General features: G+C 71.0%; 16 protein-coding genes, 1 tRNA gene and 1 rRNA gene. 10 read left to right on the forward strand and 8 right to left on the reverse strand.

Annotated elements, in window-relative coordinates; genetic code table 11:
• The first annotated feature begins 22 nt into the window (after positions 1–22).
• The 3 genes from rrf (at position 23) to VFZ39_RS07440 (ending at position 1,791) form a co-directional block, all read left to right on the forward strand.
• Positions 23–139: ribosomal RNA gene (gene rrf, locus VFZ39_RS07430) — 5S ribosomal RNA — on the forward strand.
• A gap of 347 nt (positions 140–486) precedes the next feature.
• Complete coding sequence (locus VFZ39_RS07435) at positions 487–1,128, forward strand: hypothetical protein (RefSeq protein ID WP_330865100.1); 642 nt, start codon at positions 487–489, stop codon at positions 1,126–1,128.
• A 150-nt stretch (positions 1,129–1,278) separates the two neighbouring features.
• On the forward strand, positions 1,279–1,791 hold the full coding sequence (locus VFZ39_RS07440) for a DUF3145 domain-containing protein (RefSeq protein WP_330865101.1): 513 nt from the start codon (positions 1,279–1,281) through the stop codon (positions 1,789–1,791).
• A gap of 39 nt (positions 1,792–1,830) precedes the next feature.
• On the opposite strand, the gene VFZ39_RS07445 is transcribed toward VFZ39_RS07440, so the two are convergent.
• The 7 genes from VFZ39_RS07445 to VFZ39_RS07475 all read right to left on the reverse strand — a co-directional run bounded on the left by VFZ39_RS07445 (position 1,831) and on the right by VFZ39_RS07475 (position 8,824).
• Positions 1,831–2,253 carry a hypothetical protein gene (locus VFZ39_RS07445; RefSeq protein ID WP_330865102.1) on the reverse strand — a complete coding sequence of 141 codons (423 nt, stop codon included), beginning with the start codon at positions 2,251–2,253 and terminating at the stop codon, positions 1,831–1,833.
• A 76-nt stretch (positions 2,254–2,329) separates the two neighbouring features.
• Positions 2,330–3,763, reverse strand: coding sequence for an acyl-CoA carboxylase subunit beta (locus VFZ39_RS07450; RefSeq protein ID WP_330865103.1), 1,434 nt, complete (start codon positions 3,761–3,763; stop codon positions 2,330–2,332).
• Complete coding sequence (locus VFZ39_RS07455; RefSeq protein ID WP_330865104.1) at positions 3,760–5,001, reverse strand: beta-ketoacyl-[acyl-carrier-protein] synthase family protein; 1,242 nt, start codon at positions 4,999–5,001, stop codon at positions 3,760–3,762. The genes VFZ39_RS07450 and VFZ39_RS07455 overlap by 4 nt, the downstream gene beginning before the upstream one ends.
• A 46-nt stretch (positions 5,002–5,047) precedes the next feature.
• A complete protein-coding gene (locus VFZ39_RS07460) occupies positions 5,048–5,293 on the reverse strand; it encodes an acyl carrier protein (protein ID WP_330865105.1) in 246 nt (81 codons plus the stop codon).
• A 53-nt stretch (positions 5,294–5,346) separates the two neighbouring features.
• Entirely contained in the window at positions 5,347–6,360 is a 1,014-nt protein-coding gene (locus VFZ39_RS07465) for a beta-ketoacyl-ACP synthase III (RefSeq protein ID WP_330865106.1), read from the reverse strand.
• Positions 6,360–7,544, reverse strand: a complete 1,185-nt coding sequence (locus VFZ39_RS07470) for an acyltransferase domain-containing protein (protein ID WP_330865107.1) — start codon at positions 7,542–7,544, stop codon at positions 6,360–6,362. The genes VFZ39_RS07465 and VFZ39_RS07470 overlap by 1 nt, the downstream gene beginning before the upstream one ends.
• A gap of 80 nt (positions 7,545–7,624) precedes the next feature.
• Positions 7,625–8,824 carry a PucR family transcriptional regulator gene (locus VFZ39_RS07475; RefSeq protein ID WP_330865108.1) on the reverse strand — a complete coding sequence of 400 codons (1,200 nt, stop codon included), beginning with the start codon at positions 8,822–8,824 and terminating at the stop codon, positions 7,625–7,627.
• Positions 8,825–8,970: 146 nt separating this feature from the next.
• On the opposite strand from VFZ39_RS07475, the gene VFZ39_RS07480 reads away from it, so the two are divergent.
• Positions 8,971–9,921, forward strand: a complete 951-nt coding sequence (locus VFZ39_RS07480; RefSeq protein ID WP_330865109.1) for an alpha/beta fold hydrolase — start codon at positions 8,971–8,973, stop codon at positions 9,919–9,921.
• On the opposite strand, the gene aceE is transcribed toward VFZ39_RS07480, so the two are convergent.
• Complete coding sequence (gene aceE / locus VFZ39_RS07485; protein ID WP_330865110.1) at positions 9,922–12,693, reverse strand: pyruvate dehydrogenase (acetyl-transferring), homodimeric type; 2,772 nt, start codon at positions 12,691–12,693, stop codon at positions 9,922–9,924.
• 163 nt (positions 12,694–12,856) lie between these two features.
• Between aceE and VFZ39_RS07490 the strand changes: the two genes are divergently transcribed.
• The 6 genes from VFZ39_RS07490 (at position 12,857) to VFZ39_RS07515 (ending at position 19,426) form a co-directional block, all read left to right on the forward strand.
• On the forward strand, positions 12,857–13,315 hold the full coding sequence (locus VFZ39_RS07490; RefSeq protein ID WP_414690271.1) for a DUF3052 domain-containing protein: 459 nt from the start codon (positions 12,857–12,859) through the stop codon (positions 13,313–13,315).
• A gap of 34 nt (positions 13,316–13,349) precedes the next feature.
• Positions 13,350–14,969: an AMP-binding protein gene (locus VFZ39_RS07495; protein ID WP_330865111.1), complete on the forward strand. Its 1,620-nt coding sequence runs from the start codon at positions 13,350–13,352 to the stop codon at positions 14,967–14,969.
• 29 nt (positions 14,970–14,998) lie between these two features.
• Positions 14,999–15,463 carry a peroxiredoxin gene (locus tag VFZ39_RS07500; protein ID WP_330865112.1) on the forward strand — a complete coding sequence of 155 codons (465 nt, stop codon included), beginning with the start codon at positions 14,999–15,001 and terminating at the stop codon, positions 15,461–15,463.
• A 233-nt stretch (positions 15,464–15,696) separates the two neighbouring features.
• Positions 15,697–15,768, forward strand: a tRNA-Val gene (locus tag VFZ39_RS07505).
• Positions 15,769–15,866: 98 nt separating this feature from the next.
• Entirely contained in the window at positions 15,867–18,218 is a 2,352-nt protein-coding gene (locus tag VFZ39_RS07510) for an HAD-IB family hydrolase (RefSeq protein WP_330865113.1), read from the forward strand.
• Positions 18,218–19,426, forward strand: coding sequence for a zinc-dependent alcohol dehydrogenase (locus VFZ39_RS07515; RefSeq protein WP_330865114.1), 1,209 nt, complete (start codon positions 18,218–18,220; stop codon positions 19,424–19,426). Before VFZ39_RS07510 ends, VFZ39_RS07515 begins: the two co-directional genes overlap by 1 nt.
• Positions 19,427–19,449: the final 23 nt, after the last annotated feature.

Below are 19,449 nucleotides of genomic sequence, written 5' to 3' on the forward strand. Positions count from 1 at the left end.
CACAACAGTTGGTTGACAAAGTTACGGCGGCCATAGCGAACGGGAAACACCCGGACCCATCCCGAACCCGGAAGTTAAGCCGTTCAGCGCCGATGGTACTGCACCCGAGAGGCTGTGGGAGAGTAGGACGCCGCCGGACATACATTCACGTGAAGGCCATCCGTCCGGGTGGCCTTCACGCATGTGACGAGGAGCAGATCAGTGGCCGAGGAGCGTCGTCCGCGTCCGAACCGTCGTTCCGACGGGCGCCCGCAGGGCGGAAAGGCGAAGCCGCGGGGCGCGAAGCCCGGCGCCGGCACGTCGCGCGGCGCGGAGAAGTCCCAGCGAGGCGACCGCGCCCGGCAGGACCGGGGCGGAAAACGGCCTTCGCGTGCGAGCGACTGGTCGCGACCGGCAGACAAGCAAGGCCCTCGCAGTGAGCAGCAGGCCCGCTATGACGGGCCGCCCCTGCCGGACGACATCACCGGCCAAGAGCTCGATCGCGCCGTGGCCGGCCAGCTGAAGGGGCTACCCGAGAAGCTCGCGGCCCGCGTGGCCCGCCACCTGGCGGCCGCTGGACTGCTGATCGACGAGGACCCCGAGACGGCCTACCAGCACACGCTGGCGGCACGGGCGCGCGCCTCGCGACTGGCGGTGGTCCGTGAGGCCACCGGCGAGGCGGCCTATGCCGCCGGCCACTACGCGGAGGCGCTGAGCGAGCTGCGGGCCGCGAAGCGGATGAACGGCGCCACGGCGTACCTGCCCATCATGGCGGACTGCCACCGGGCGCTCGGACAGCCGGAGCAGGCACTGAAGCTCGCCCGCAGCCCGGGCGTGGCTTCGTTCAAGCCCGACGCCAAGGCCGAGATGACGATCGTCGAGGCCGGTGCCCGCCGGGACCTCGGCCAGGTCGACGAGGCGATCCGGACCCTCGAGCACGCGCCGCTGAACTCCAAGAGTCGCGAGGCATGGGTGGTCCGCCTCCGCTACGCCTACGCCGATGCTCTGGAGGAGGCCGGCCGGCGAACCGAGGCGCTCGCCTGGTTCCACCGCACCCAGGCGATCGACGGAGCCGACCTCACCGATGCGGCCGACCGGGCCGCCGCGCTGGAGCGTTCCGCCGAGACGGAGCCCTGCGACGCGGACTGACCGATTCGCTGGTAAACACGCGTCACATGGGCCACACTAGGACCCACAACTACACAGGTGTGGTTCACACGTTCAGAACGTGATCCTCCACGACCCGACAGAGCCCGCTGGGGAAGGCGTAGCTCGCGCCGGGAGCAAAGGAGAGTCACGGTGAACGCACGTACCACCAGCACCACGCGGGGCGTCCTCTACGTCCACTCCGCGCCGTCTGCACTGTGCCCGCACATCGAGTGGGCCGTGGGCGGCGTCCTCGGCGTTGCCGTGAGTCTCGAGTGGACGCCGCAACCCGCCCAGCCCGGCAGCTACCGGGCGGAGCTCTCGTGGGCCGGCTCGCCCGGCTCGGGAGCCGGCATCGCGTCCGCCCTCCGAGGATGGAACCACCTGCGGTTCGAGGTCACCGAGGAGCCCACGAGCGGCACCGAGGGTGGCCGCTACTCCTACACCCCCGAGCTCGGCGTCTTCCACGCCGTGACCGGCCTGCACGGAGACATCATGATCCCCGAGGACCGGCTCAAGGCCGCGGTCGTGAAGGCCGCGCTGGGCGACACGACCCTGGTCACCGAGATCGACAAGCTGCTCGGCAAGCCCTGGGACGACGAGCTGGAGACGTTCCGGCACGCTGGCGAAGGAGCCCCCGTCCGCTGGCTGCACCAGGTCGTCTGACAGCCGGAGCGCGCCGCCCCTCCAGCGTGGGTGGTCGACCTAGGGGCGGCGCAACCGGAACCGCCCCGGCTTGATCCATACCTGGTCGACCAGTGCCCAGCCGTCGTAGACCGACAGCTTGCCGCGGATCTTGAACCGCCCGGGCACGGTCGAGCCGCGGCAGACGCCGAAGCTCCCCGTGCCGCGCTTGGGATCGATCTCGGAGTCCTTGACATCGCTCGCCACTCCCCGCCCGCGGCGATCGACCAGGAAGAACTCCGCCGACCAGTCGTTGCCGGGTTGCACCTGCCCCGGCCGCACCCGGTAGTGGAACCGGTACGCGTGGCAGCCGCCGCGCAGCACGCCGTCCTTGCGCCAGGTCCGGCCGTACTCGGCGCTGCCGGCGAAGGTGGGCGGCGGCGCCAGGGTCAGGACCAGTCCGCACGCCAGGATGAGGGCGACCAGGTGCTTCGTACCCGTCACGTCAGACCTCCCGCTTGGTCCAACGGCCAGGTGTGACCTGCGTTACGGTCCGGTCACTCGGCCTCGGCCACTGCGCTCAGAGCGGGATGTTGCCGTGGGCGCCACGTCGGACGCCGACGGTCTGCACCGCGTCGTCGATCGCGTGGGCGATCGCCGACCGGGTGCGGGCAGGGTCGACGACCTCGTCGACCACGCCGATCTCGACCGCCTTGTCGACGCCGCCGGCGATCCGCTCGTGCTCGGCGGCGAGCTCGGCCTCGACCTGCGGACGGATGTCCGGGGCCACCTCCGACAGCTTGCGGCGGTGCAGGATCCGGATCGCCGCGACCGCACCCATCACGGCGACCTCTGCCCCGGGCCAGGCGAGCACCCGGGTCGCGCCGAGCGACCGGGCGTTCATCGCGATGTAGGCGCCGCCGTACGTCTTGCGGGTGACCAGCGTGACTCGCGGCACCACGCACTCCCCAAAGGCGTGCAGCAGCTTCGCGCCGCGCCGGACGACGCCGTCCCACTCCTGGCCGACCCCGGGGAGGTAGCCGGGCACGTCGACGACGACGATCAGGGGCACGCCGAGGGCGTCGCAGAGTCGGACGAAGCGGGACGCCTTCTCCGCGGAGAGCGAGTCGAGGCAGCCACCGAGGCGGAGCGGGTTGTTGGCGACGACGCCGACGGTCCGGCCGCCGAAGCGGCCGAGTGCGGTGACGATGTTCGGGGCCCAGCGGGCGTGCAGCTCCTGCATGGTGCCCTCGTCGAGCATCGACTCCACGAGCGGGTGCACGTCGTAGGCACGCTTCTTGGACTCCGGCAGCAGCTCGGACAGGTCGCGATCGACCACACCGGCGACGTCCAGGCTTCCCTGCGAACCGAGCAGCGAGGCGACGGTCCGAGCACGCTGCAGCGCCTCCGCCTCCGACTCGGTGAGGATGTGCACCACGCCGGAGCGCCGGCCGTGGGGCTCCGGTCCGCCGAGCCGCAGCATGTCGACGTCCTCGCCGGTCACCGACCGCACGACGTCGGGGCCGGTGACGAAGATCCGACCCTCGGGTCCGAGGATCACGACGTCCGTGAGCGCCGGGCCGTACGCCGCCCCGCCGGCCGCGGGACCGAGCACGACCGAGATCTGCGGGATCTTGCCGGAGGCCTGAGTCATCGCCTGGAAGATCCGGCCGACCGCGTGCAGCGAGAGGACGCCCTCGGCCAGCCGCGCCCCGCCGGAGTGCCAGAGGCCGATGATCGGCACGCCCTCGGTCATCGCACGGTGGTACGCATCCACCACGACCCGGCAGCCGACGTCGCCCATCGCGCCGCCCATGACGGTCGCGTCGGAGCAGAACGCCACGACCTGGGTGCCCGCGACGCTGCCGATGGCCGCCAACATGCCCGAGTCGTCGTCGGGCGTGATCAGCTCCATCGTCCCCTCGTCGAGGAGCGCCCGCAGCCGGTGGACCGGGTTGCGCGGGTCCTCCTCGCGGGGAAGCTTCGTCCGCTTGGCGGCCGGGGCGGTGGTCACGCGACGCTCCCGAAGGCGACCGCGACGTTCGCGCCGCCGAACCCGAAGGAGTTGTTGAGTGCGGCGATGTCACCCTGCGGCAGGTCGCGCGCCTTGGTGGCGATGTCGAGCTCGACCTGCGGGTCCTGGTCGTCGAGGTTGATCGTCGGTGGCGAGACCCGGTGGTGGATCGCGAGGACCGTGGCGATCGCCTCGAGCGCCCCGGCGCCACCGAGCAGGTGCCCGGTCATGGACTTGGTGCTGGTGACCACGACCTCGTTGACGTGCGACCCCAACGTCGCGTGGAGCATCAGCCCCTCCGCGATGTCCCCCTGCGGGGTGGACGTCGCATGGGCGTTGACGTGGACGATCGAGGACGGGTCGATCTCAGCCTCCTCGATCGCGCGGAGGATGGCGCGGGAGCCGCCGCGTCCGGCCGGGTCGGGCTGCGCGATGTCGTGGGAGTCGGCGGTGATGCCGGCCCCGAGGACCTCGGCGTACAGCTTCGCGCCGCGGGCGCGGGCGTGCTCCTCCGACTCGAGCACCAGGACCCCGGCACCCTCACCGAGCACGAACCCGTCGCGCGCGGTGTCCCACGGCCGCGACACGGTGGTCGGGTCGCCGGGGTTCTTCGACAACGCCATCATGTTGGCGAAGGCCGCCATCGGCAGCGCGTGGATCGCCGCCTCGGTGCCGCCGGCCAGAACCATGTCGGCCCGACCGAGCCGGATCTGGTCCACCGCCAGGGCGATCGCCTCGTTGCCGGACGCGCAGGCGGAGACGGGAGTGTTGACCGCGGCCCGGGCGCCGACGAGCAGGCTGATCTGGGCTGCCGGTGCGTTGGGCATCAGCATCGGCACCGCGAGCGGCGAGACCCGGCGGGGACCCTTGTCCCGGAGGGCGTCGTAGTTGTCGAGCAGCGTGTTCACGCCGCCGATGCCGGAGGCCATGGCGACCCCGAGCCGGTCCTCGTCCACGTCCGCACCCTCGAGGCCGGCGTCACGCCAGGCCTCCATGGCGGCCACCATCGCGAACTGGGAGGACCGGTCGAGGCGCCGTGCCTTCACCCGCTCGAGGATCTCGGTCGGCTCGACGGCGGCGCGTCCGGCGATCTTGACCGGCATGCCCTCCGCCCACTCGTCGGTGAGGGTACGGACACCGGAACGACCGGCGAGCATGCCGTCCCACGTGCTCGCGACATCTCCACCGAGTGGGCTGGTGGTGCCCATGCCGGTGACCATGACTCGGGTGCGGCTCATGTGCAGACTCGATCCTTCGAAACGGGAGTGGGTGGTGGGGTGGGGCTCAGCCCTGGGCGCGCTCGATGAACGCGACCGCGTCTCCGACGGTCTTGAGGTTCTTGACCTCGTCGTCGGGGATCGACACGCCGAACTTCTCCTCGGCGGCCACGACGACCTCGACCATGGACAGCGAGTCGACGTCGAGGTCGTCCACGAACGACTTGTCCATCTGGACGTCGTCGGCGTCGATCCCGGCGACCTCGTTGACGATCTCGGCCAGGTCCGCGCGGATCTCTTCGGTGGTGGGCATTGCGTTCCTCTCTTGTGGGGTGCTGCTCGTGGGTGTGCTGAGGGGTGGTGCTGCTAGGGGACGGTGACGACCTGGGCGGCGTACGCCAGGCCGGCGCCGAAGGCGATCAGGAGCGCGGTGTCACCGCTCCTGGCGTCGCCCTCCTCGATCATCCGGTGGAGCGCGAGCGGGATCGACGCCGCCGAGGTGTTGCCCTGCTCGGCGATGTCGCGAGCGATCTTGACCCGCTCGGGCAGCTTCATCGACCGCGCCATCGCGTCGATGATGCGCATGTTGGCCTGATGGGGGACGAAGACGTCGAGGTCCTCGGCGGTGACGCCGGCCCGGTCGAGCGCCTGCTGGCCGATCTTCGCCATCGCGAAGCTGGCCCAGCGGAAGACCGGGTTGCCCTCCATCACCAGGTGGGGCATGACGCCGCTCCCGGGGACGGCCGGTGTGCCGACCACGTCGCGCCAGTCCTCCTTCTGCCGGATCAGCTCGAACTGCTCGCCGTCGGACCCCCACACGACCGGACCGATCGCCGGCGTATCGCTCGGTCCGACGACGGCCGCACCGGCGCCGTCGGCGAAGATGAACGCCGTGCCCCGGTCGTAGAGGTCGGTGAGGTCGCTCAGGCGCTCGACGCCGATGACCAGCACGTGGCCGGCGCTGCCGCCACGGACCATGTCGGCGCCGAGGGACACGCCGTGGCAGAACCCGGCGCAGGCCGCTGAGATGTCGAACGCGGCGGCGTTCTCGGTGCCGAGCTCGTGGGCGATGGCGGTCGCGATCGCGGGGGTCTGCAGCAGGTGGGTGACCGTCGCGACCACGACGCAGTCGATCTGGGCGGGTGCGATGCCGGCTCGCTCGATCGCCTCGCGCGCTGCGGAGACCGACATCATCTGGACGGTCTCGTCGGGGGTCGCCCAGCGGCGCTGCTTGATGCCCGAGCGTTGCTGGATCCACTCGTCGCTGGAGTCGATCGCCTCGACGACCTCGGAGTTGGGGATCACCCGCGAGGGGCGGTAGGCGCCGATCCCGAGGATGCGTGCGTACGGCGCTCCGGACGCAGACTCGACAGTCGCCATCACGCGACTCCTTCCGGGTGCAGGCGGAGCAAGGGCTGGCCCGGGGACACGATGTCGCCGTCCTCGACGAGCCACTCGACGACCTGACCGCCGTGGACGGACACGACCCTGGTGCGGTCACGCAGCGTGGCGACCTCGCCGATCGGCGCGCCAGGCTCGAGGGAGTCGGCGTCGGCGACGTTCTCGGCCACGTGGAAGGTTCCCTTCGCGGGCGAGACGATCATCCGCCAGGTCGGGGTCGTGTCGATCGGCGAGGCCTCGCCGTGCTTCTGCACGAACGCCCGAGCCTCGTCGAGCTGGTCCGGCGACTTGAGCGCGAACGTCTCGACGCCCTTGAGGGCGCGCTTGGCGATGCCGGTCAGGGTGCCGGCAGGGGGCATCTCGAGGATGCCGGTGACGCCGAAGTCGGACATTGCGTCGAGGCAGAGGTCCCAGCGGACGGGGCTCGCGATCTGCCCGACGAGCCGCGCCAACACCTCACGCCCCTCGTGGAGGATGGTGCCGTCCTTGTTGGAGATCACGGGGATTCGCGCGTCGTGGACGGAGACCGACCGGGCCAGCTTGGCGAGATGGCCGACGGCGGGAGCCATGTGCTCGGTGTGGAACGCACCGGCGACGCTCAGCGGCATCAGCCGCGCCTTGGCCGGCGGGTCGTTCGCCAGCGCCTCGAGCTGCTCGAGGGTGCCGGCCGCGACCACCTGACCCGGACCGTTGTCGTTGGCCGGCGTGAGGCCGTGCTTCTCGAGGACCGCGAGCACCTCGTCGCGGTCCCCGCCGAGGATCGCCGTCATGCCGGTCGGCGTCACGGCGGCGGCCTCGGCCATCGCCTTGCCGCGCTCGCGGACCAGCACCATGGCCTGCTCGGCGGTGATGACGCGAGCGCCAGCGGCCGCGGTGAGCTCACCCACGCTGTGGCCGGCGACGGCGCCGATCTTGGAGAACGCGTCGGCCGGGTGGGGGAAGAGCTCCAGGGCGGCGACCAGTCCGGTGGCCACCAGCAACGGCTGTGCGACCTGGGTGTCTCGGATCGCGTCGGCGTCCGCCTCGGTGCCGTAGTGGCGGAGGTCGAGCCCGGCCACGGTGGAGAGCCACTCCAGGCGGGACGCGAACGTGGTGTCCTCGAGCCAGGGGGTCAGGAAGCCGGGGGTCTGGGCGCCCTGCCCGGGCGCGACGATGACGAGCACACCGCACACTCTGCCGGTCCGAGGCATCGCCCGGCGCCTCCGCCACTCACGAAACCCGGGCCCCGTTCTTTGTAGGGTTCCTACAAAGAATCGGCGCGGCCGGACTGGCGCCCGAGCACCAGGGCGATCTGTAGCACGAACGCGTCGCGCGGATCCGAGGGGGAGAACCCGGTCAGCTGCGCGACCTGCTTCAGTCGGTAGCGGACCGTGTTCGGGTGCACGAACAGGGTCCGGCCGGTCGCCTCGATCGAGCCGCCGGAGTCGACGTACGCGGTGAGGGTCTCGATCAGCGTGCCGCGCGCCTGCACCAACGGGAGGTAGATCTCCTCCACCACGTGCCGTCGGGCATGGCCGTCACCGGCCAGCACCCGCTCGGGCAGCAGCTCGGAGCTGCGGACCGGGCGGGGCGCGTCCGGCCATCCGGCCGCCGCCCGGTACGCCGCGAGGGCCGCCCGGGCCGACAGGTGCGCGTGGTCGAGGCCGTCGGCCACCGGGCCCACCACGATCGGCCCGTCGCCGAAGAGCTCGGCGACCGAGAGAGCAGCGTCGCCCGCCTCCTTGACGTCACCGAGCAGCACCACGAGCCGTTCGCCCTGCGCGGCGCACAACGCGTCCATCCCCGATGCCCGCGCGAGGCGGCGCGCCTCGGCGAACACGTCGGTCTCGGTCCGCTGCGCGGGGACCCGGCCCAGCACCACCGCCACGTCGCCCAGGGCGGACCACCCGAGTGCGCTGGCTCGCGACATCACCTCTTCGTCGGCCTCGCCGCGCAGCACGGAGTCGACGACGAGCGCCTCGAGCCGGGCGTCCCAGGCGCCGCGCATCTCGGCGGCGCGGGCATAGACCTCGGCGGTCGCGAACGCCACCTCCCGGGCGTACCGGAGCACGGCTGCGTGCACGTCGGCGCTGTCCGCCGGGTCGATGATGTCGTCGATGCTGGTCTCGACGACCCGCAGCGAGAGCTTCACCAGCTCCACGGTCTGCTGCAGGCTGATCACCCCGGTCAGGGCGCGTGGTGCTGCTCCGAACACGGCGGCGGCCAGCGCGCTACCTGCTGGTTCCGGCTCGCTGCCGTGTGAGTACCAGTCCACGAACCCCTTGACGCCGGCCTGGACGATCAGGCCGACCCACGACCGGTCGTCGGCGCTGAGGTGCCGGAACCACGCGAGGTCGGTCTCCATCCGCGACGTGGCCGTGGTGCTGAGCGCACCGGTGGAACGCACCAGTGCGGCGGCCGCGCGCTCGCGATCGGTCTCCGACGGGCTGGAGGGGGTGGCCACGCCCCCGAGGCTAGTCGAAGGGCAGGGGAGGGGGCGGTATCACGCCCTGCTCCTGGAAACTCTTGCGGAACAGGGGGTTTCCGGCTTCTGAACGGGTACCTGATCTGGTTGAATCCGGCAGAACCGACCGAGAGGGTGGCGCGGCAGTGTCGAAGTCGCGAGAGGACGTGCAGTACCTGACCATTCACGGTCATCGGCGTGCGTTCGTGAAGACCGGCCAGGGCCCGGTCGTGCTGCTGCTCCACGGTCTGGGCTGCGACCACACCACCTGGGACCCCGTCATCGCCTCCCTGGCGCGCCGTTACACCGTCATCGCCCCGGACCTGCTCGGCCACGGGCTCTCGGACAAGCCGCGGGCCGACTACAGCGTCGGCGGCTACGCCAACGGGATGAGAGACCTGCTCACGTGTCTCGGGATCGACCGCGTCACGGTGGTCGGCCACAGCTTCGGCGGCGGGGTCGCGATGCAGTTCGCCTACCAGTTCCCCGAACGCACCGAGCGGCTGATCCTGGTTGCGTCCGGTGGCCTGGGGCCGCAGGTGTCGCCGTTCATCCGCGCGATCACCACCCCCGGATTCCACCAGGTGATGGGCGCGCTCACCCTCCCCGGCGTACGACACCTCGGGAAGGCGGGTCTGCACGGCCTGGCGCGACTGCCGTGGCGCCACACCAGGGACCTCGACGAGGTGGCAGCGATCTACGAGTCGTTCAAGGACCCGGCCACCCGGCGCGCGATCCGGCACGTGGTGCGGGCCGCCGTCGACTGGCGCGGACAGATCATCACGATGGCCGATCGCGCCTATCTCACGCAGGCGATGCCCATGGCCGTCATCTGGGGACAGGACGATCAGGTCATCTCGGTCGACCATGCCTCCCTGGCTGCCGAGCTCGCCCCCGACGCCCGCGTCGAGGTGATCCCGAACGCCGGGCACTTCCCGCACCGCGACCACCCGCAGCGGTTTGTGAAGCTCGTCCACGAGTTCATCCGCTCGACCGCACCCGCGACCTACTCGCGCGCCCGGTTCCGGGCGCTGCTGCGAGCGGGACGGCCGCTCGAGCAGGACCGAGCGAGCGTCACCCGGATCAGGCCGGCCTGATCAGGCGTCGCCACCCTCCTGCTTCACATCGGAGACCGCAGTCGGGTCGTCGATGGCGTAGGCGTGGAACGCGTGGGCGATCTGCTCGCGCGGCACCTGACCGGCGTCGGCGAGCGCCTGCAGCGTTTGCACCACCACCGACTCGGCGTCCACGTTGAAGAACCGGCGGGCGGCCGGCCGGGTGTCGGCGAAGCCGAAGCCGTCGGCACCGAGCACCCGGTAGTCCGCGGGCACCCACCGGGCGATCTGCATCGGCACCGCCGTCATGTAGTCGGAGACCGCCACGACCGGGCCGGAGGCACCCCGCAGCTTCTCGGTGACGTACGGCGTGCGCGGCTCCTGGTCGGGGTGGAGCAGGTTCCACTTCTCGCACGCGACGGCGTCGCGCGCGAGCTCGTTCCACGAGGTCACCGACCAGGTGTCGGCAACGACGCCCCAGTCGTCGCGCAGCAGCTGTGCAGCGCGCTCGGCCCAGGGGTAGCCGACACCCGACGCGAGCAGCTGCACCCGCGGGCCGTCGCCCTCGCCGACCGAGACGCGATGAAGGCCCTTCAGGATCCCGTCGACGTCCACGTTCTCCGGCTCTGCCGGCTGCGACACGGGCTCGTTGTACACCGTGAGGTAGAAGATCACGTTCTCCGCGTCAGGCCCGTACATCCGCTCGAGGCCGGACTGCATGATGTGGCTGACCTCGTACGCGAACGCCGGGTCGTAGTGCACGACCGCAGGGTTGGTCGCCGCCAGCAGCGGCGAGTGCCCGTCGGCGTGCTGGAGGCCCTCACCGGTCAGCGTGGTGCGGCCGGCGGTGGCGCCGATCAGGAACCCGCGAGCGAGCTGGTCGGCCATCGCCCAGATCGAGTCGCCGGTCCGCTGGAACCCGAACATCGAGTAGAAGATGTAGAACGGGATCATCGGCTCGCCGTGGGTGGAGTACGACGAGCCGGCCGCGATGGCCGACGAGACCGAACCGGCCTCGGAGATGCCCTCGTGCAGCATCTGGCCCTGCGTGGACTCCTTGTAGGAGAGCAACAACTTGCGGTCGACCGACTCGTACTGCTGCCCGCCGGGGTTGTAGACCTTCGCGCTGGGGAACATCGAGTCCATGCCGAAGGTGCGGTACTCGTCGGGCGCGATCGGCACGATCCGGTCGCCGATCTCGGGGTCCTTCATCCAGTCCTTCAGGAGCCGGACCAGGGCCATGGTCGTCGCGACCTTGTTCTTGCCGGAGCCCTGCTTCAGCTCGGCGTACACGGCGTCGCCGGGCAGCTTGAGCGGGCTGGACCGGTCGATCCGGCGTGGCAGCGAGCCCCCGAGCGTGGATCGGCGCTCGAGCATGTACTGAATCTCGGGCGAGTCCTGGCCGGGGTGGAAGAACGGCGCGGTGCCGTTGCGCTCGTAGGTCTCCTCGAGCTCCTTGTCGCTGAGCGGCAGGTAGAGCCGGTCGCGGAACTTCTTGAGGTCGTCGATGTTGAGCTTCTTCATCTGGTGCGTGGCGTTGCGGCCCTCGAGGGCGTCGATCGTCCAGCCCTTGATGGTCTTCGCCAGGATCACCGTCGGCTGGCCGACGTGCTTGGTGGCCGCGTCGAAAGCGGCGTACACCTTCCGGTAGTCGTGACCGCCGCGCGGGAGCTTCTCGATCTGGCTGTCGCTCATGTGCTCGACCATGGCCCGCAGCCGGGGGTCGATGCCGAAGAAGTGCTCCCGGATGTAGCCGCCGTCCTCGGTGGAGTAGGTCTGGAACTGCCCGTCCGGCGTGGTGTTCATCCGGTTGACGAGCACGCCGTCGACGTCCTTGGCCAGCAGCGGGTCCCACTCACGTCCCCACACGACCTTGATGACGTTCCAGCCGGCGCCTCGGAAGAAGGACTCCAGCTCCTGGATGATCTTGCCGTTGCCGCGCACCGGCCCGTCGAGCTGCTGCAGGTTGCAGTTCACGACGAAGACCAGGTTGTCGAGCTCCTCGCGCGCCGCCAGCCCGATCGCGCCGAGCGACTCCGGTTCGCCCATCTCGCCGTCGCCCAGGAAGGCCCACACCTTCTGCTGGGCCGTGTCCTTGATGCCGCGGTTGTGGAGGTAGCGGTTGAAGCGCGCCTGGTAGATCGAGTTCAGGGCCGTGAGACCCATCGAGACCGTCGGGAACTCCCAGAAGTCGGGCATCAGCCGCGGGTGGGGGTAGGACGGCAGGCCGTTGCCGGGTCCGTGCTGCACCTCCTGGCGGAACCGGTACAGCTGGTCCTCGGTGAGCCTGCCCTCGAGGAACGCGCGGGCGTAGATGCCCGGGGAGCCGTGACCCTGGATGTAGATCTGGTCGCCACCGCCGGGGTGGTCCTTGCCGCGGAAGAAGTGGTTGAAGCCGACCTCGTAGAGGCTCGCCGCGGACTGGTACGTCGCGATGTGGCCGCCGACCTCGAGGCCCTTGCGGTTCGCGCTGGAGACCATCACGGCGGCGTTCCACCGGATGAACGCGCGGATCCGGCGCTCGATGTCCTCGTCCCCGGGGAACCAAGGCTCACGCTCGGGCGGGATGGTGTTGATGTAGTCGGTGCTGCGCAGCGCCGGCACGCCCACCTGCTTGGCTCGGGCCTGCTCGAGCAGTCGCAGCATGACGTAGCGAGCGCGGTCTCGGCCGCGCTCCTCGAGCATACTGTCGAAGGACTCCAGCCAGTCGCTGGTCTCCTCGGGGTCGATGTCGGGCAATTGGGTCGGAAGGCCTTCGTGGATCACCGAGGGCACCGTCCCCGTCTGCTGCTTCGCGGTGGTGTCGTCGCTCACCCTCCCATCGTCGCACGCACGTGAAGCGGGCGAAATTTACCCAGCGGTAGCCACCAGGGCTGTGGGAAACGGGGGTTCGGGTTGCCAACCCCCGCCAACTCCGCTGGACTACTCCACACCTCAGCGTGCTGATGCACGACAACCGCGAGACGATGGAGGAGAAGTGAGTTCGACGGCGGGCAGCGATGCCGCGCAGCCGGAGGGGCGCGACGGCACGGCGGTCGCCGCGAGTCCCGCGACCCGGCTGGGCTTCACGACCGGGATGGTCGTGCAGGAGCTCGGCTGGGACACCGACACCGACGACTCCCTCCGGATCGCGATCGAGGACGCGATCGACGCCGACATGGTCGACGGTGACTACGGAAACGTGGTCGACGCCGTGGTCCTGTGGTGGCGCGAGGACGACGGCGACCTCGTCGACGGCCTGGTCGACTCGCTCACCGACCTGGTCGGTGGGGGAGCGATCTGGCTCCTCACGCCCAAGGTCGGCCGGCCGGGCGCGGTCGACGCGGCCGACATCGCCGAGGCTGCCCCGATCGCGGGCCTCGCGCAGACCACCACCGTGTCGGTCAGCAAGGACTGGACCGCCACGCGCCTCGTGACGCCGAAGACTCCTGCGTAACCCTGCCGCCACCTCGTACGTTCGAGTGGACATCATGCAGAGACTCGCGAACGGCCTCTCGAACACTGTCACGACGGTGCGGGTGCTCGGTGGGTCCGGTGTCGTCCGGCCGCTCTCGCCGCGCAAGGTCGTGGGGCTGGCGCGGGTGCTCAGGGACTGGGGGACGGGTCCTGCCGGTGGTTTCGCCACGCTCGCGGTCACCGACCCCGACCGGGTCGGACTGGTCGACGAGCTGGGCGAGCTCACGTTCGGCGACATCCACCGTCGCAGCAACGCGCTCGCCCGCGGGCTGCGCGAGCTCGGTGTGGGGGAGGGCGACGCGGTGGCGGTCATGTGCCGTAACCACCGAGGCTTCGTCGACGCCACCATCGCGGTGGCCAAGCTGGGCGCGGACATCCTCTACCTCAACACCGCGTTCGCCGGCCCCCAGCTCGTGGCCGTGCTGGAGCGCGAGTCGCCGAGCGCCGTGATCCACGACGAGGAGTTCAGCGGTCTGCTCGGGCAGGCGGACGTCGAGCAGCGACTGCTCGCCTGGCCCGACTCCGACACCACCGAGCAGACGACCGAGGCGCTGATCGGCATGCACGACGACTCCGACCTGAGCCCGCCGCAGCGGCACGCCCGGATCGTGATCCTCACCTCGGGCACAACCGGTACGCCGAAGGGAGCGCCGCGCACCGAGGCGGGCATCGACGCGGCGGTCTCGCTGATGTCACGGATGCCGTTGCGCCGCGGGTGGCGCACCCACATCGCGGCGCCGCTGTTCCACACGTGGGGCTTTGCCCACCTCATGCTCGCGATGCTGCTGGGCTCGACCGTCGTGCTGCGCCGCCGGTTCGACCCCGAGGAAGCGCTGCGGGTCACCCAGGACCATGGCTGCGACTCGATGGTCGTCATCCCCGTCATGCTGCAGCGGATGCTCGCCCTGCCGGAGGAGACGCTGGCGTCGTACGACCTGTCCCGGGTGCAGGTCGTCGCAGCCTCCGGCTCGGCGCTGCCGGGCACGCTCGCCGTGAGCTGGATGGACCACTTCGGCGACAACCTCTACAACATCTACGGGTCGACCGAGGTGGCCTACGCGAGCATCGCGACGCCTGAGGACCTGCGCGAGGCACCGGCTTCGGCGGGCCGCCCTCCCCACGCCACGGTCGTGAAGGTCCTCGACGACGAGGGCCGGGAGCTCCCCGACGGGGAGACCGGCCGGATCTTCGTGGGCAACTCCATGCTGTTCGAGGGCTACACCGGCGGAGGCAGCAAGGACCTGATCGACGGGCTGATGTCCACCGGTGACGTGGGCCGGTTCGCAGAGGACGGTCGGCTCTACGTCGAGGGTCGCGACGACGAGATGATCGTCTCCGGCGGTGAGAACGTCTTCCCGCAGGAGGTCGAGGACTGCCTGGTGGGGCACGACGACGTCGTCGAGGTGGCGGCGATCGGGGTCGACGACGAGGACTTCGGCAAGCGGCTGCGGGCGTTCGTGGTCCGCCGCGACGGCACCGTGGGGGAGGACGAGCTCAAGAACCTGGTCAAGGAGAAGCTGGCCCGCTACAAGGTGCCGCGCGAGATCGTGTTCGTCGACGAGCTGCCCCGCAACGCCACCGGGAAGGTCCTCAAGCGCCAGCTCGCCGAGCTCGACGAGGCCGCCGACGGCTGATCGGACCCGGGTGGGAGGATGAGCTCACCATGACCGGCTTGACCCTCGGCGCTCCCGCCCCCGACTTCACCCTCCGCGACCAGTTCGGCCAGGACGTCACGCTCTCGGCCTACCGCGGCACGAAGGCGGTCGCCCTCGTCTTCTTCCCGTTCGCGTTCTCCGGCGTGTGCACCGGGGAGATGGCGGGCATCCGAGAGCGGCTCGCGGAGTTCATGACGTTCGACACCGAGGTGCTCGCGATCTCGTGCGACCCGGTCTACACGCTCCGAGCCTTCGCGGACGCCGACGGACTCAACTTCCCGCTGCTCAGCGACTTCTGGCCGCACGGCGAGGTGACCAGGACCTACGAGGTGTTCGACGAGGACCGGGGAGCGCCTCACCGCTCGTCGTACGTCGTGGACCGCGACGGTCTGCTGCGCTGGTCGGTGCACTCCCCGCGGTCGGACGGGCGCGACCTCGACGAGCACCTGAGCCAGCTGCACGCCCTGGTCTAGCGGGGGTGTGGCCGGGTGCGGAGCGTCAGAAACCAGGTGGTCTAGACCGGGAATGAGAAGTTTTCAACAATTCGGCCACAAACGACGACTTCCTTGGATCGGGTGTCTATTCTCGTTCCTGTCGAGCCGCTGGTGACCCGAGACGCCAGCGGCTCGACTTTTTCTTTCCCCTCGACCGCTGCCGATCAGCGTCGTAGCGGTCGGCTCCCGTAGTCTGTGCCCGCCCTTGCCAGGCGTCGGTAGCTCAGCGGTAGAGCACTCGGTTTACACCCGAGCGGTCGGCGGTTCGATCCCGTCCCGACGCACCCACGCACGCGACCCCACGTCGGTGGACCCGCACAGAACCGGACCGTTTACCGACCCCGGGTGACCTCCGGGTCGCAGGGAGTGTTGAATCGGTCGCGTGGAGCACCAGTCGGGAGGCGCGCCGGAGGAGACCGGCGCACGGTCGGGTGACGCGCCGGCCACGTCGATCGTCGATCGGCTGCACGGGCAGCGGCTGCTGCTGACCGGCGTGACCGGGTTCGTTGGCGAGGCGCTGCTGCACCTGCTGCTGTCGGAGGTAGCGGGCACGCACGTCACGCTGCTGGTGCGGCCCCGCGGCTCCACGTCGGCCGAGGACCGGGTGCGCACCCTGCTCGGCAAGACGATCTTCGCCGACGTGGTCGCAGCTGCCGGTGACGTCGACGCGCTGCTGGGAGACCGGGTGAGCGTCCTGCCGGGCGACCTGGCTGACGTGCCGGCGCTGCCCGCCGACCTCGATGCCGTGGTCCACTGTGCCGGCGACGTGTCCTTCGACCCGCCGGTCGACGACGGGTTCCGCACCAACGTGCTGGGCACGCGAGACCTGCTGGCGCGGGTCCGCGAGGCCGGACCCGCCGTCCATTACGTCCACATCTCCACGGCGTACGTCGCCGGGCGGCGTCGCGGCACGATCCCGGAGGCTCCGGTGCCGCACGACGTCGACCTCGAGACCGAGCTGCGCTGGGGCCTGTCGCAGCGCGACGCGGTCGAGCACCGGTCTCGTGGGACCGCGCTGCTCACCCGGGAGCGCAAGCGCGCCGAGCGGGCGCACGGCCGGGCTGGGCTGCTCAGTGCGGCGGAGGCCACCGAGGAGGCGCGCAAGGCCTGGGTCAAGGACGAGCTGGTCCGGATCGGCACCGAGCGGGCGCGCAGCCTCGGGTGGACCGACTGCTACACCTTCACCAAGGCGTTGGGCGAGCGGGTCGTCGAGCAGTACGCCGCTGGCGGCCCGCACCGCGTCAGCATCGTGCGTCCGAGCATCATCGAGTCGGCCCTCGAACGGCCCCACCCGGGCTGGATCGAGGGCTTCAAGATGGCCGAGCCGCTGATCCTCGCCTACGGTCGCGGCGAGCTGCCCGAGTTCCCTGCGGCGGCTGACACGACCGTCGACATCGTCCCGGTCGACCACGTCGTCGCCACCATCGTGGCGGTGCTCGCGAGCCCGCCCGAACCAGGCACGCCGGCGTACTTCCACGTCTCCTCCGGCGCCCGCAACCCGCTGACGTTCCGCAACCTCTACGACAACGTCAGGCAGTACTTCGACGAGCACCCGTTCGCGGCCGGTGACCGCGGCGCGGCCCGGCTGCCGGACTGGCGGTTCCCCGGTGCCCAGGCCGTGGAACGACTGCTGACGACCAGCGAGCGCGCGCACAAGGTCGCCGACCAGGTCATCGGGCGTGCGCCGCGCAGTGAGCGGGTGCGAGACCTGGCCCGCAAGCTCGACCAGCAGGGACGACGGCTGGAGTTCCTGCGGCGCTACCTCGACCTCTACCGCGAGTACGCCCAAGCCGAGCTCCGGTTCTCCGACGACCGGACGCTGGCGTTGTACCGCTCGCTCTCGGCGGCCGACCGCGAGACGTTCGCGTTCGATACCTCGGTCGTGGACTGGCGTCACTACCTCCAGGACGTGCACTGCCCGGCCGTGTCCGACCCGATCCGCCGGATGGACGAGCTGCGAGCTGCCCGCAAGCGTCCGAGTCGCACCGCCCCTCGAGCGCTGAAGCCGGCCGACGACCCGGCCGCCGCCCGCAGGATCGGCGCGTTCTTCGACATGGACGGCACGCTGTTGTCCTCCAACGTCATCGAGACGTTCTTGTGGCTGCGGCTGCCCGAGCTCGATGGGCCCGACCGGCTGGCCGAGCTGGCGCGGATGGCCGCCCGGGTGCCCGGCCTGGTGCGGGCGGAGCGCAAGGAGCGCAGCGCCTTCCTCAGGTCGGTCTACCGGCAGTACGCCGGCGCCCGGCTCAGCGACCTCGAGGCCGTGGCCGACGCCGAGCTCACCGACCACGTGCTCGCCCGGCTGGCGCCGGCTGCCGTCCGCCGGATCCGCGAGCACCGCGCAGCCGGGCACACGACCGTGCTCGTGACCGGCGCGATCGAGCCGCTGACGCGGCCGCTCCGCCCGCTTTTCGACCACATCGAGTCCGCGGAGCTCGCCGTTGACGACCGGGGGGTCTGCACCGGGTTCCTCGCGTCCTCACCGCTGGTGGGGGAGTCGCGGGCAGCCTGGATGCGTTCCTGGGCGGCCGACCACGGCATCGACCTCGCCGCGTCCTACGGGTACGCCGACTCCCACTCGGACCTGCCGCTGCTCGCGGCCGTCGGCAACCCGGTCGCAGTGCGCCCCGACGTCTCCCTGTTCCGGCATGCCCGCCGGCAGCACTGGCCGATCGTCGACTGGGCCAGCTCCGATGCCACCCCGCGCGTTCTCAACCCGGCGGGTGAGCGCTGATGATGCTCGCCCTCGAGATGTTCCGTTCCCGGCCCCGGCACGTGGCCGGGAAGCTGGCCGGCAACCGGCTGCCGGGGATGCTGTCCGGCTTCGCGGCACCGCTGCGGCTGGTCACCATCACCGAGCCCAAGGTCGCGCGCGAGGGGTGGGCACGGTTGCGCACGCGACTCTCGGGCATCTGCGGGTCCGACCTCGGCGCGCTGTCAGGGACGACCAGCCTCTATTTCTCAGCGGTCGTGTCGATGCCGTTCGTGCCCGGCCACGAGGTCGTCGCCGAGCTGGTCGACGACTGCGAGGACCTGCCCGCGGGGACCCGGGTCGTGGTCGACCCGGTGCTGACCTGCGCAGCCCGCGGTGTCGAGCCCTGTGACGGGTGCGCCACCGGAGCGACCAACCGCTGCGACCGGATCACCGTCGGCCACCTCTCGCCCGGCCTGCAGACCGGGTTCTGCGCCGACACCGGTGGCGGCTGGGGGCAGACCCTGGTCGCCCACCGCAGCCAGCTGCACGCGGTGCCGGAGGGCTACTCGGACGAGCAGGCGGTGCTGACCGAGCCGATGGCTTGCGCCGTGCATACTGCGCTGGCGGCCAGGATCGGCGCCAACGACCGGGTGCTCGTGAGCGGGGCCGGCTCGGTGGGGCTGCTCGTGACGCTGGCGCTACGCAGCCTGACCGCGGCCGGAGAGATCACGGTCGTCGCCAAGCACGGGCACCAGCGCGAGCTGGCGCGTGACTTCGGAGCCACCGAGGTCGTGACCCCCAAGGAGGCGCTGCGGCGAGTACGCCGGGCCACCGGCGCCCTGCAGCTGTCGCCCGAGCTCGCGCCGGCGTACCTGCTCGGCGGCGTCGACGTCGCGATCGACGCTGTCGGCAGCCGCGGGTCGCTGGAGACCGCCCTGCACTCCACCCGCGCCGGCGGCCGGGTGGTGCTCTCCGGGATGCCCGCCCGGGCGGACCTCTCCGCGGCCTGGTTCCGGGAGCTCGAGATCGTCGGCTCCTATGCCTCCGCGCAGCGCGAGCCCGGTGCCGACGACCGGCCCGCGTTCGCCGTCGCGACCGACCTGGTGGCCGGGGACCCGGTCGCACAGCTGGCGAAGTCGGTGGTGAGCTATCCGCTGCACGGCTGGCGCGAAGCACTCGACCACGCCCACTCGGCCGGCCGCCTCGGCACGGTCAAGGTTGCGTTCTCACCGGGCAGTCGGTCGTGAGGTACGAACGACCGACGTGGGCC

Origin of the sequence: Nocardioides sp., assembly GCF_036374615.1 — a bacterium.
Lineage (GTDB): Bacteria > Actinomycetota > Actinomycetes > Propionibacteriales > Nocardioidaceae > Nocardioides.

What these genes read in the sequence shown, in the direction of transcription:
- VFZ39_RS07455 (WP_330865104.1), bottom strand. Translation starts at nt 5,001, where the DNA reads ATGAGCCGCACCCGAGTCATGGTCACCGGCATGGGCACCACCAGCCCA.
- VFZ39_RS07460 (WP_330865105.1), bottom strand. Translation starts at nt 5,293, where the DNA reads ATGCCCACCACCGAAGAGATCCGCGCGGACCTGGCCGAGATCGTCAAC.
- VFZ39_RS07465 (WP_330865106.1), bottom strand. Translation starts at nt 6,360, where the DNA reads ATGGCGACTGTCGAGTCTGCGTCCGGAGCGCCGTACGCACGCATCCTC.
- VFZ39_RS07495 (WP_330865111.1), top strand. Translation starts at nt 13,350, where the DNA reads ATGCAGAGACTCGCGAACGGCCTCTCGAACACTGTCACGACGGTGCGG.
- VFZ39_RS07500 (WP_330865112.1), top strand. Translation starts at nt 14,999, where the DNA reads ATGACCGGCTTGACCCTCGGCGCTCCCGCCCCCGACTTCACCCTCCGC.
- VFZ39_RS07515 (WP_330865114.1), top strand. Translation starts at nt 18,218, where the DNA reads ATGATGCTCGCCCTCGAGATGTTCCGTTCCCGGCCCCGGCACGTGGCC.